11 protein-coding genes are annotated in these 13,430 nt (G+C 43.7%); 7 read left to right on the forward strand and 4 right to left on the reverse strand.

Going from position 1 to position 13,430, the window contains the following annotated elements; genetic code table 11:
* Positions 1 to 47: 47 nt before the first annotated feature.
* Entirely contained in the window at positions 48 to 680 is a 633-nt protein-coding gene (locus AKG39_RS13085; RefSeq protein ID WP_050740849.1) for a corrinoid protein, read from the forward strand.
* A 205-nt stretch (positions 681 to 885) separates the two neighbouring features.
* Entirely contained in the window at positions 886 to 1,863 is a 978-nt protein-coding gene (locus tag AKG39_RS13090; RefSeq protein WP_050740850.1) for a uroporphyrinogen decarboxylase family protein, read from the forward strand.
* A 105-nt stretch (positions 1,864 to 1,968) separates the two neighbouring features.
* On the opposite strand, the gene AKG39_RS13095 is transcribed toward AKG39_RS13090, so the two are convergent.
* Both AKG39_RS13095 and AKG39_RS13100 read right to left on the reverse strand, forming a co-directional pair.
* Entirely contained in the window at positions 1,969 to 3,294 is a 1,326-nt protein-coding gene (locus tag AKG39_RS13095; protein WP_050740851.1) for a sensor histidine kinase, read from the reverse strand.
* Entirely contained in the window at positions 3,291 to 4,037 is a 747-nt protein-coding gene (locus AKG39_RS13100; protein ID WP_050740852.1) for a LytR/AlgR family response regulator transcription factor, read from the reverse strand. Before AKG39_RS13100 ends, AKG39_RS13095 begins: the two co-directional genes overlap by 4 nt.
* Before the next feature lie 291 nt (positions 4,038 to 4,328).
* Here AKG39_RS13100 and AKG39_RS13105 point away from each other — a divergent pair, with 291 nt between their 5' ends.
* Positions 4,329 to 7,742 carry a bacterial Ig-like domain-containing protein gene (locus AKG39_RS13105; protein WP_050740853.1) on the forward strand — a complete coding sequence of 1,138 codons (3,414 nt, stop codon included), beginning with the start codon at positions 4,329 to 4,331 and terminating at the stop codon, positions 7,740 to 7,742.
* A gap of 188 nt (positions 7,743 to 7,930) precedes the next feature.
* Here the strand turns inward: AKG39_RS13105 and AKG39_RS13110 are convergent, their stop codons facing one another.
* Positions 7,931 to 8,737, reverse strand: coding sequence for an EcsC family protein (locus AKG39_RS13110; protein WP_050740854.1), 807 nt, complete (start codon positions 8,735 to 8,737; stop codon positions 7,931 to 7,933).
* A gap of 168 nt (positions 8,738 to 8,905) precedes the next feature.
* Here AKG39_RS13110 and AKG39_RS13115 point away from each other — a divergent pair, with 168 nt between their 5' ends.
* The 4 genes from AKG39_RS13115 (at position 8,906) to AKG39_RS13130 (ending at position 12,252) form a co-directional block, all read left to right on the forward strand.
* Positions 8,906 to 9,109, forward strand: a complete 204-nt coding sequence (locus AKG39_RS13115) for a CsbD family protein (RefSeq protein WP_050740855.1) — start codon at positions 8,906 to 8,908, stop codon at positions 9,107 to 9,109.
* A 371-nt stretch (positions 9,110 to 9,480) separates the two neighbouring features.
* On the forward strand, positions 9,481 to 10,161 hold the full coding sequence (locus tag AKG39_RS13120) for a response regulator transcription factor (RefSeq protein WP_050740856.1): 681 nt from the start codon (positions 9,481 to 9,483) through the stop codon (positions 10,159 to 10,161).
* Positions 10,162 to 10,538: 377 nt separating this feature from the next.
* The gene (locus AKG39_RS13125) at positions 10,539 to 11,462 is read left to right on the forward strand and encodes an ABC transporter ATP-binding protein (RefSeq protein ID WP_050740920.1); all 924 of its coding nucleotides are present in this window, start codon (positions 10,539 to 10,541) and stop codon (positions 11,460 to 11,462) included.
* Complete coding sequence (locus AKG39_RS13130) at positions 11,455 to 12,252, forward strand: ABC transporter permease (RefSeq protein WP_050740857.1); 798 nt, start codon at positions 11,455 to 11,457, stop codon at positions 12,250 to 12,252. The genes AKG39_RS13125 and AKG39_RS13130 overlap by 8 nt, the downstream gene beginning before the upstream one ends.
* A gap of 58 nt (positions 12,253 to 12,310) precedes the next feature.
* Here the strand turns inward: AKG39_RS13130 and cax are convergent, their stop codons facing one another.
* Entirely contained in the window at positions 12,311 to 13,354 is a 1,044-nt protein-coding gene (gene cax / locus AKG39_RS13135; RefSeq protein ID WP_050740858.1) for a calcium/proton exchanger, read from the reverse strand.
* Positions 13,355 to 13,430: the final 76 nt, after the last annotated feature.

A 13,430-nucleotide genomic window follows, 5' to 3' on the forward strand; every position in this document is an offset into this window, starting at 1 on the left:
CACGACACATCACAGGTTACTAAATAAAATAATTTGAGGAGAAAAAAATGTCTAAAATTGAAGAAGTAAAAGCAAAAGTAGAAGCAGGAAAATCCAAACTCGTTCCGGGTCTGGTACAGGAAGCACTGGATGCTGGGAATAATCCCCAGGATATTCTGGATGCAATGGTTGAGTCCATGGGTGTGGTCGGTGAAAAATTCTCAACCGGAGAAATTTTCGTTCCGGAAATGCTGATCGCCGCTAAAGCCATGTCAAAAGGCGTGGATGTTCTGAAACCCCACCTGGCCGGCGATGGTTCCTCCAAATTGGGCACCTGTATTATCGGTACCGTTGCCGGAGACTTACATGACATCGGTAAAAACCTGGTCTCGCTGATGATCGAAAGTGCCGGATTTGATATGGTTGACCTTGGCGTTGATGTACCGGCCGACACCTTTGTCCAGGCCATTAAAGACAATGACAATGTCAAGATCGTGGCCTGCTCGGGTCTGCTGACCTCCACCATGCCAGCGCTTAAAGAAGCCGTTGCCACCATTAAAGCCAGCGGTTTAACCGGATTCAAGGTGATTGTCGGCGGAGCTCCGGTGACACCGGAATACGCCACTGAAATTGGCGCCGACGGATTTGCTCCTGATGCCGGAACAGCCGCAGTGAAAGCCAAAGAACTGGCAATCGCATAATCCAGCCCAAACCTACTGACAGAAAAACGACGTTCCTCGCTGCTTATTGATATCAAACAATTTTTCCGCGTCTACGGCGGATACTCTCCGTGATGTCCGCCGTAGACGTTAAAAAATCGTTTATAACAACAAACAGTTCGGTTTAAAGGTCGATTATTAATGACTGTCACAATATAAACAAATATAAATCCAGGGAGGAATGACTATGTTAACGAAACGACAGAATTTATTGGAAACGATTAAAGGCGGAAATCCTGACCGGTTTGTGAATCAATATGAATTTATGAATCTGATTATGGAAGCACCTTTGGGAGCAATGGTTGGCCCGGGTCAGACAATCAAAAATGGCTGGGGTATTACCTTTACCTGGCCAGAAGGCCAATTAGGCGGTTTCCCGATTCATGATGATGCCCATAAGGTATTAAAAGATATTACTATGTGGCGCGAACAAGTGAAGGCGCCGGCCGTTGAAACTTCCGACGAAGCCTGGGCTGCCGCTGTTGCCCACGCCAATGCGGTTGACCGCAATGAAGAATATGTCACTGCTTTTGTTGCCCCCGGGATCTTTGAAATGACCCATCACTTGATGAGCATGGAAGATGCCTTAATGGCTCTGTATGAAGAACCGGAAGACATGCATGACCTTATCGATTATCTGGTTGACTATGAATTGGCTTATGCCAAAGAAATGATTGCCCGGCTGCATCCGGACTGTATTTTCCATCATGATGACTGGGGCAGCCAGCGTTCGTCATTCGTTTCGCCGGAAATGTTTGAAGAATTCTTTGTTCCGGCCTATAAGAAGATCTACGGTTACTACAAAGCCAATGGCGTTGAACTCATTGTTCACCACAGTGACTCCTATGGTGTTAACCTGGTCCCTTCGATGATTGAAGTGGGCATTGATATCTGGCAGGGCGTTATGACCACCAACAACGTTCCTGAGCTCATCGAAAAATACGGGAAACAAATCACCTTCATGGGGGACATTGACACCGGTGTGGTTGATTTCCCCGGATGGACACCGGAAATCGTTGCTGAATATACCCAAAAAGCCTGCGAAGAATGCGGAAAACTATACTTCATTCCTAACCTGACCCAGGGTTTAAACTTCAGCTCATTCCCAGGCGTCTATGAAGAAGCAACCGCAGTCATCGACCGATTAAGCAAGGAAATGTTCTAAACATCAACAATAATAACGATTTAACATCTAATAAATTTACCCTCCGATAACAAAAAAAGATCAATCTCGGCCTAGACCCCCTTGGCCGGGATTGATCTTTTTTTGTTATTCCGTAAACATAATTCGAAGGGTAAATATCCCGCTTTCTGCCAGATAATCGACAGTAGCATTATATTTTTTACAGATGGCAATGATACTTTTGGTACCATATCCATGACCAGTCCTTTCGGTAATGGGGAGTCTGTTATCATCAAAAGCAATCAATCCTTCATAGGGATTGCAAATATCCAAAATATATTGCTGGCGATGTCTGATAAATTTTATGTCCACATAGGGTTTTGACTGATCGGACATTTTATTACAGGCATTGATGGCATTTTCCAGTGCATTGGAAATAATCACACCCAGATCGATGTCAGCCAGGGGCATTTCCCTGGGAACCTTGATGGCATGAATAAAACCAATGCTCAGTTCTGCAGTTTTTTGGGCATAGAAATCAAGAATGGCATTAAGCGAAGGATTGACCGAGTATTTTTCGATTTTGGTCTGGTTAAAAACGCCTCCCAGATCATGAAGATATGTTGCAGCATCATCCATTTTATGCTGCTGCAACATAGAAGATACCGCATTAATGTGGAAATGAATATCATGACGGAGAATTCGGAGGTTGTCATTCTTTTCTTCGGTATCCGCAAGCCGTTGATTCAGGGTCTCAGCATAAAAATCAAGATGCATTTTTTCTTCGCGTTCCATGGCAATGCGGTGGTTGGAGGTAATCATCAGCATAATGAGAATGAGCATGCAGCAAAAAAGAACCAACAATACGACTAGTGCAGGAATTGCATAGGGATAAATAAATCCGAGATAGGGAAGGGTTACTTTGTTGCCAATGTCCCAATTTTGGCCGGGAGAATTGGCATACATTTTAATTAGCACCAGACTGAGCAGGGGTAGCAGGCAGTACAGCGACCACAGGTTGCCCCTGGCTCTTGCAGCTGGAAAGTACTTAGCCCGAAAGAGATATCGGAAAATTAAATACAGTATTAAAAGAAAACTGAAATGCAAAAATATAATTTCAATTTCATTCTGAAAAGGCAGATAAATAGCGGCAATAAAAGAAAAGATGGTGCCGAATGCAGCCAGCACATAGACACTGAGAAAAGCAAACAGAAAACTGCCATCCCGGTATCTGGCCAGGTATAGAAAACACAAAAGACAGGGAACCCCGGTGCTGAGGGAGACATAAGAATAAAGTTCCATCAGATTAAATCCCATCAGAATCAGCACCGCCGTTGGTGAATAGAGGAAAGCAATGGTAGCTGTCATAAGAAGGATACACTTTTTTCTGGGAAATCTGAATTCGATAATGGTTGATAAAATGGCAAACAACAAGGGTAAGGTCAGCAGCGCTCCAAGGTAATGATAAATCAATTGTTTTCTGCTCTTTCACTGGTTTTGAGGAGATAGTCAGAATAATCTTTTCGAATTTTGGAATATTGACGCTCTGAGATAGGGACAGTCGTTTGATTTGACATGGTAAATCCATGTTTGTCCATGGAATTGACGTGTTCAAAGTTAATAATATACCCCTTGTAAGGGGCATAGAAGCTGGAATCATTAAGGATTCCCATGAGTTTCTCCAAAGACAGGGAACCACTGAGGGTTTTTACCGGCAAGGCGTTATCAATAAAAAAGGTCAGGATATGGCGGTTGGATTCCACATAAATAATTAGCTCTGGTGTTAAAGTATAAATGCCGGTTCGGGTTTGTATCGTCACATAGGCGGCGGAACGCTGTCGGCTGATATAAGTAAGCGAACGACCCAGAACTCGAAAAAAAGCGGATTGATTCACGGGCTTTTGTAGATATTGCAGAGCTTCCAGAGAAAAGGCTTCGGCGTGATATTCAGGTGAGCTTGTCAGGAAAACGATAATACCGCTATTGTCATTGGCTCGAATGGTTTCGGCCAGTTGGATACCTGTCATGTTGGGCATCACGATATCCAGCAGATAAAGATCATATTTTTCTTGCGGCACGGTCTCAGCCGCCAGAATGGGATTATTGAAAACTTGGCAGCAAATGTTTGTTTGATAATGGCGGTTGTAATCTTCAATTAGCGCATAAAGATTATTTGTTACCGATGCTTCATCGTCGCAGATCAGACATTGAATCATTTTAAACCTCCGTTATTGTGTCGTCGATGTCTGTTCTTATTATAAGGTAAATGACTGTCAGGATGCAAGAGTAGAAAGTAATCGGGATGTTATTGGGGCTCTGTAAAATGCGGTTGGGGCAGGAAATATTGTTATATTTTTTATTTCGGATAAAATTAAGTTAAGAGCGACGATATACATCAAAAAAGTTTGGTAAGAGTGTTTAGAACCTGCTTTAAACGGGCGTAAATAATGTTTAGATAATATTAATAACTCGTCGCAGCTGGCAGAACAATAAGAGAGGTGTTAAACGTGGAGAAAAATGCAATTAAAATTTTGGTAATGCTTCTGTTGTTTGCCCTGGTCTTTTCGACAAGTGTTTTTGCGACAGCATCGAAAATCCAGACAGTCGAACTCGAAACAGCGGCAGGATCAACGGAAAACGTGAAAAATACGGTAATGGGCGTAAATTATCGGACCCATATTCAGAATGATGGATGGGAAACCGGTTGGACAGCAGACGGGAAGATGTCCGGAACCGAAGGCCGGAGTCTGCGGCTGGAAGGGATTCAGATTGAACTCTCCGGAGCGGTGCCGGATGGAGCGATGATTGACTATCGGGCCCATGTGCAGAATGATGGCTGGGAAACAGCTTGGACAGCCAATGGAGAAACCGCCGGAACCGAAGGTCGGTGCCTGAGGATGGAAGGCATTCAAATCCAACTGGTTAATATGCCCAATTATTCAGTACAGTATCGAACCCACGTGCAGAATGACGGCTGGGAAACAGAATGGTCCGCCGATGGCGAAACTGCCGGAACCGAAGGTCGGAGTCTGCGGCTGGAAGGGATAGAAATCAGAATCGTGAATTTAACACGCTATAATGAAATTCTAGCTGCCATTGAACTACTTAATGAAACAGATTATACAGTGCAATCCTGGGAGAATCTTCAGACTGTCATGAATGAGGATGCGGTGGATGGACATAATAGTCAGACTGCGATTGATGTGGCAACGACAGCCATCCAAACTGCCTCTGAGGCATTGGTGTTAAATAAAACAACACAATATTTTATGAAAGCCGGATTTTATGGGCCGGAAAGCGGAACGGAAACCATTCATGGAGATGTTATCATCCAGGGTGGCGGGGTGACGCTCAGGAATTTTAATATTGATGGCAATATAATCATTGAAGATGAAGTTGGCAGCGGCGAGGTGATCCTAACAAATCTCAGGGTTAATGGTGAAACCATCATCTCCGGCGGCGGAAACGTTGTTCTTGAAGGGTGCTTCGAAAGTATTCTTATCAATCAGCCGGACTCTCAGCTTGAGTTGAGAGGCGCAACCATTATCGAAAATATTATCGTAGCTCCAGAGGGATGCGGCAGCGGGATCAGCCTGAATACAAAGGCCACAGTAAATCGGATCATCTTCAACGGAGCCAGTCATATAAGAGGTGCAGGCACCATTAAAAATGCAGAAGTCAATGCCGATGAGGTAACCTACGAAAAAGTGCCGGAGTATCAGATCGTATCACCTGGGGTTATTATTCAGCCCCAGGTGATACCGGGACCTCTTGCACCAACACCGGGAGGCGAAGGGAGCTATACCGTATCGGTAACCGGGATTACTGTCGACAAAGAAAGTCTGACCTTAACCGGGGTGAACACAACCAGTACCATTACAGCAGGCATTCAACCCACAAATGCCACCAATCAGAATATTTTATGGTCATCAAGTGATGAAACAGTGGTAACCGTCAGCAATGGTTTGGTCACCGCGGTTGCGTTGGGAACGGCTAACATCACTGCCGCATCAGCCGATAATGGGGCGATAACGGCAGTAACAGCAGTAATGGTAGAAAGTCCGGCGGCGCCTCCGGCACCGTTGTATACCATTGACTGCAGCAACGAAACAACGGCTGAAATCGTCCCTGATTCTGTGGAATATGCGGATAACAGTGAAATGATTTCTTCCCAAACGGGAACAGGCGAGAAAGTTCCGTTAAACCCGGGAGACAGTGCGAAAACACTTTATTTCAGAGTCAAAGCGGCTGGAAACACGCCGGCAGGGAATGTTCAATGGTTGGATATACCGGCCCGGCCCCCGGCCCCGGCAACGCCGACAGGAGCTTTTTTGGATGGGATTAATCAGATTGTCGGAGCTGCCGCCAATACAGCCTATTGCTTGAACGTTATTGGTACCGAAATATTTACAAACATGACAGCTGATGGGAATGGAATAATTTCGTTCCCCGATGAAGAAAGCCAACTTTCTTCTAAAACAACAGTATTTCGCTTAAGATACCCGGCCGGATCAGACTGCTTTGCATCGGCATGGACCAGTTCGATAACCGTTACATACCTTAACAGCATTGCAGTTACAGCCCCGCCGACAAAGACCACTTACAAAATCGGCGATAGCAGCCTTGACCTTACGGGTCTGGTTGTAACTGGAACCTATCGTGATGGTATGAAAGAAGACCTGACGATTGTGGATAATAATGTTTCAGGATTTGACAGTACAAACCTTGCCGCAGTTCAGACATTGACTGTAACCTTCGGTGGCAGGACCGCAAGCTTTAATATTTCGGTAACAAAGGCTGATGGTCCGGAGCTGTGGTATGTGTCACGTAATGACAGTAAAAATACCATGTCCGGATTGACCGCTGCCATGGAGTTTTCTGAAGACGGAACGCATTGGACAACCTATAACGAAACTTTACCAAACCTTCCAGATCTGACCGGAAAAATAACGCTGCAGGTTAGAATGGCAGAAACAGAGACTCAAACGGCCGGCCCGGCTGAAAATTTTAAATTTACCAAATCCGTGAACTATACGGTAACGGCAAATGCAAATGCAGGCTCGGTTGCTACGGCGATGACCACAGAATTAACCCTAACCTTTGACTCGGAGCCGGTAGGTCTGAGTATCGATAACATTAAGCTGGATGGTGCCCAGAAAGGAACTCTTACCGGGACCGGGTTAATGCGCACACTGACCATTTCAGATGTCACCGGTTTACCAACTGGAGATCCTATAAAATTTTTTGTTTATGTGAATATTTACAGTACGTCGGAAGACTATACAATCGTAAATACTGGAAAATCGGTTGCCAATATCACCCTGTTGCCGAGATTATCGGGAGAAGGTTTGATTGCATATTATTGCAGTCAACCGACTTCTTTTCAGCTGCGGTTTCAATTTAACGAAGCCGTGACATATTACTATGTTCTTCAATCATATACCGGAGACCAACCTGCGGCAATGACCCCGGCGGAGATTAAGATTGCGCCAACAAAAACCGGTACATTGAATAAAGAGACATTGTTTTATGAAGGTATAGCTGGTTTAACACCGCTGACAAAATATGTTGTTTATTTATATGCCGAAGATTCGGCTGGAAATCCGGCGCTGTTTTATACTGGCACTACCAGGACCGACCTGGCGATGCTGCATACCACAACAACCGACTATACTGATGGGGACAAAGCGTTTCTTGATGCTAAAAGCATTGAATCAGGTACTTATGAAATTCCGATAGCAAATCAAATGGATCAGGAAACTAAGACAGCGTGGGTGCAGGCCGCGGTAAATGTATTCATCAAATACGGCTCAACCGCCACCGTGACTTGGAATGATACCACATCAAAATATGATGTCAGTGTATTTTATGGGACGTCCCCGATCAAAAAACCTGTAATCACAGTAACCAATAAAATCTGAGCTGCCGTAACTATAAAAACAAGCCTTGCTCAGCAGATAGAATGACAGACGACGGCGTTTTAGAATGTTAGAATTAAAAAAACCTTCATCAGATTAGCGGATGGAGGTTTTTTTAATATGCGTTGGCTTCCTTATTGCTGAAAAATAATAGTTGCAGCCATGAGATCGCTTATTGTCTGGGGGTTTATTTACTCACAAGCATTGACCTTAGAATGCAAATAGCGTTTTCGATATTTGATCCGGGCGTATTTTCCGATTTTATTAATGATTAAAGGATTGACGACGCCACCGATGACACCCACAATCGGCAGGCCCTGGACAAATTTAGCGGTTAAAAGGGTAGCTGATAAGAGGTCCGAGGTTTCTTTCATGACGGTTTCTAAATGAACGCTGGTGCCTGCATTTGTATCGATATTATTAGCCAGCAGATCAAGTTTTTCATTATATTCTTTACGCGCATCTTCTTTTGCCATGGCACCGCAGATTAAATAGAGAATATAGGCTTTTTCGCAATCGGTCTGATACTGATATCCGTAAGACAGGGCTATTTCATTGATGGTTCGGATAATAACGCCGATAAAGAGTGGTATATCTGGAAGGCCAATGCCTAATAAGCCAAGGACGCCGCCTTCCAGGGCGGAAATAGATTCATTGATTAACTTTGACTGCTTTGATTGCTTGTCAATGTTTTTTAGATACTTTTTATTTATATATTTATCGATGGCGTAATTATTTAAATCATATTCCGAATCGATTTTGTCTTTGTTATAGGTTTTTTCGACGAAAGCATTCCCTTTTTCAAAGACAAGCTGAAATCCCTTGTAAAAAGCAACATCCAGGGTAGAACTTAATTTGGCTGGTATGCTGGTTTGAATTTTATTGATAACTGGTGTAAATTTCAATTTAATATATGAATTTTCTTTCTGATTTAAAAATTTTTGTTCATGTTTCTCAACAATAGTCAGCTGTTTTAACAATATTTGATCCTTTTTCATTTTTTTATCTCCATTCTAATAGCTCATATTACCATGAGTTTCTTATAATAGACATTATGTCAGGTCTTAATTTAGATATACATTCGTTTTCAACTAAAATGCGCTAGGTTAAAGGATCAAGCTATATAATAATAAAAGATAAAAATAAAATTTCGAGGAGGAAACAAAATGAATAAAGATATATTTGAAGGAAAATGGGAACAGGTTAAGGGTGAAGTTCAGAAACAATGGGGAAAACTCACAAACGAAGATCTTGATGTGGTTAAAGGCGATGCAAAAATTCTGATGGGCAAGCTTCAGGAAAAATACGGCATGACCAAAGAAGCCGCTGAAAAAGCCATTGAAGATCTGAAAGCAAAATTCAAAAAATAGCAGCCGATAATTCGCATGCTGCTAAACCCGTCCTGGGGACAATGGTAAATCGTTGTCCCCAGGACTCATTTTCATTCCTAATAAAAAAAGCAACGAACCCCGGATGGGCGCGTTGCTTTTTTATTGGGAATGAAAAGAAAAAGGAGAGATGTTTATCTCATAGGTTAATGTTAACGCGGCAACCTTTAGAGAAACTTGAAATTCAGCAAAGCTTAAGAAAATGAGAGGACTATTCCTATGGGAGGTATCAGGATAAATTTATTTTCTGCGAGACCGACATTGATGTTGAAGACAAAGCGCTTCCTTTAGTGTTATAATTTTATTATCGAATAAATACTAACAAAAGTGAAGCGAGGTATCAAATATCGGATATGAACACTATTTTAATTGTTGAAGACAATAATGATGTGAATCTTATGCTGGCAGAAGCATTGACCGATGCCGGCTTTGGAGTGAAATCCATTTATACGGGAACGGATGGGCTCCGGGAAATTAGAAATCATAACTATGATTTGATTCTTCTGGATATCATGCTTCCCTATAAAAGTGGGGATGAGGTTTTAAAAGAAGTTCGGACTTTTTCGAATGTACCGGTGATCATCATTTCTGCCAAAGAACTGGTGGGTACAAAAATCGACCTGCTTAAAATCGGTGCGGATGATTACATCACCAAGCCCTTTGATTTAGGGGAAGTGGTAGCTCGCGTCCAATCCAATCTCCGCCGTTGTCAGAGGGCGATTCAGGAAAATAAAGTTTATAAGTACAAGGATCTGGTTCTGGACCACAGCACCAAGCGGGTGTGCGTGGGTGATAGGGAGATCGAATTAACGGCTAAAGAATATCTGATCCTGGAACTTTTATTAGAATACCAGGGCAAGGTTTTCACCAAGGCTAACCTTTATGAAACCGTCTGGGAGGATGACTATTTAGGGGATGACAATGCAGTGAAAACCCATATGAGCAATCTGCGCAGCAAACTGAAGAAGGCCAATCCCACAGAAGACTATATCGAAACCGTCTGGGGATTGGGCTATCGGCTATGCAAGGTTTGAATTATCCCTTTTCTGACATTTTTCTTTCCAGCCTTAACCTTTTCTAAACCTTTTGATCCTAAACTGAGATCATAGGTAATTGCGACAGTAATTTGATCTTTGCCGCCATTTTACATGAGGTGATTTTTATTGCCCTTGAACAGTCTACTAAAACAACAGACGCTTTAAGGACAATTGTTACATCAAGTTGTGGGCATCAAGGCGAACACCGAAGGTGTACGATCTTGTGGCACACAACGATTAACAATTGTCCTTAAAGTGAAACAAAAAGTAATTGACTATTCAACCGAGGCGTTGAAAATTGTTGATTTAAACTAACAGCAAAGTTCATGCAGTTTGCAGTTGCCGTAAAAGTCAAGAGAGGATCAGTGAATACAATGAATGATTATGTGTTGAAAACAAACAATCTCACAAAAACTTATAAGGGCACGGATGCACTGCACAATGTGTCGATTACCTTGGAAGCCGGGAAAATCTACGGACTTATCGGACAGAATGGTGCCGGAAAAACGACGCTGATGCGGTTGGTTGCCGGACTGAGTTTTCCCAAAAGCGGAAGCCTAGAGCTTTTCGGATATTCAGGGGAACGGGAACTCCAGGTCGAACGCAAACGGCTGGGATCGATGATTGAATATCCCGGGATGTCGCCCAATATGACCGCCCGGGAAAATCTCAAATTTCATCGGATGTTGCGGGGAATTCCCAATCAGGAAATTGAGGCTGAACTTCTGGCTCTGGTGGGCCTGGCTGACACCGGGAAGAAAAAGGCGAAGAACTTTTCCCTGGGGATGAAGCAACGTCTGGGTATTGCCACCGCCCTGATCGGGGACCCGGAACTGCTGATACTGGACGAACCTATTAACGGCCTTGATCCCATTGGTGTGGTAGAAATCCGGAATCTTCTGAAAAAACTATGCGACGAACGGCAAATGACCATTTTAATTTCCAGCCATAATCTGCCGGAGCTGTACCAAACCGCAACGGATTATATCATCATTCATAAAGGTGAGATCAAACAGACTCTTACCCTGGAGCAGCTTGAAGAAAACTGCCGGCACCACATTCTAATCAGCTGTAATGCCCCGGAAAAGCTGGTCAGTGTTTTGGAGATGCAGCTGAATACAAGAAATTTCAAGGTCATGCCGGATCAGACAGTGAAACTTTATGATTTTTTGGATGATAAACAAACCCTGGCCCAGGCTATTTTTGATAACGGCATTGTGGTGACGAATTTTTGTGTCCAGGGAGATACCCTGGAAAACTACTTTATTTCTGTGATCGGAGGTGGCGGCAATGCTTAACCTCATCCGCGCCGATTTATTTAAACTGGGAAAATCCACGGCCATTAAGATACTCGTTGGCATCACCGGCCTCAGTGCCCTCATATTGACGGTCATGGCCTATTTAATACCACAAGGAAAACTCGATGTGGGAATGACCGGCATCGGTTTTATGTTCTCGGATATTAACATGATGAGCATTCTCGGTGCAGTCCTGGCAGGAACCTTCATCTGCGGCGATTTCGACAATAAAACCATCCATGACGCCATTGCTGCGGGCTCAAGCCGAATGGCGGTGATCATCAGTAAAGCCATCGTTTTTTTCTACGGCATTGCCATTTTGCTGCTGCCCTATGCCCTGGCCACCGGGTTTGCGCTAATGAACGGTTCTGAATTTGGCATGGATGCAGTGGCCCTGGGATTTCTTAATCTTCTGACAAGCGGATCCGGTAATGCTTTTGCGGCACCGGATTTTCTGAAAATGCTCATGGTGATGCTGACCCTGATGATTGTCTATGCATCCCAGCTCAGTGTCTGTGTACCCCTTGCCTTTGCGCTGAAAAAACCGATTCTGGTGGTTGCCATTTATTATGCCATTACCATTCTCAGTGCCCAGCTCATCGCATTAAGTGCAAGCTATGAAATCATTGATGCTATTTTAGCCAGAACACCATTTGGCGGGGATTCCATTTTTTTAACCATGGATTCGGGAACCGGGGACCTTGTCTCAGCAATTATCGGCAGCCTTTTATTCATGGCGGTGATGCTGGTGATTACCTACGGTGCTTTTCGAAAGGCGGAAATAAAATAAGCCCCGAGACTTAGGTTAGTCTCAGGGCTTAGGGTTACAAATCAAATTGTCTGGTCATTTATAAAATAAAAAAGGAAACGGCAATGATTGCATAGACGGCCAGAAGCTGAACCCCTTCCAGCCAGTTGGACTCTCCGTCAATGGCCACTCGGTTGGCAATGAGAACCGAAAAAATAAGGGCTACCAGTTCAAACTCATTGAAAACAATGGACATCGGGGTAAATAATAAACTGAGAAAAATCAGTACCGGGGTGACAAAAAGTACCATCTGCAAACTGGAACCAATGGCAATTTCCACCGCCACATCCATTTTGTTTTTATAGGCCATGACAACAGCGGTACTGTGTTCCGCGGCGTTGCCGATTATCGGCACGATAATGATCCCCACGAAAAACTCGCTGAGACCAAGGGCTGAGGTCATGGGCTCAACGGCCCCCACAAAAATTTCGCTTTCAATGCCGAGGATCACTGTGGCGGCAATCAAAACCATAATTGCTTTTTTAAGGGACCACTTGGCAACGGCACCTTCATCAGGCTCCACAAAATAAATATCCTTGTGGGTGTAGAATGAAAAGTATAGACTTAAAATATAAATGCCGAACATAATGATAGCCACAATTACACTTAAACCCTCATAGCGGGTATTGAGCAGATCCGCCGCTACGGTATGGGTGAAAATTGCCGGGATGGTTAAGCCAATCACCGCAAATAACAACATACTTGACGAAACCTCAACGGATTGTTTATTAAAAGTCTGGTTTTTAAACTTCATTCCCCCGACGAGCATGCTGAGCCCCAATACTAAAAGGATATTACCGATAACTGACCCGGCAATGGAGGCTTTAACAACCTCGAATAATCCGGCTTTCAAAGCGAAAAACGCAATGATCAGCTCGGTGGCATTGCCAAAGGTGGCATTGAGGAATCCGCCGATCCGGGGGCCGGAATAAAAGGATATTTCTTCGGTGGCTTCGCCCATGATTCCCGCCAAAGGGATAATCGCCAGGGCCGAAAGCACAAACAGCAGGGTTGGAGAAACATGTAATAAATCACCGATAATACTTATAGGGACAAAAATTAGCAGGTACCGTAATAGTTTCATTGTTAGCTCACATCTTTCTTGCTTTTTCGATTTTTCTTAATTCAGCGATTAAGGCATCATTTCAATGCACTTTTTC

Source organism: Acetobacterium bakii (assembly GCF_001263355.1).
GTDB classification, from domain to species: domain Bacteria; phylum Bacillota; class Clostridia; order Eubacteriales; family Eubacteriaceae; genus Acetobacterium; species Acetobacterium bakii.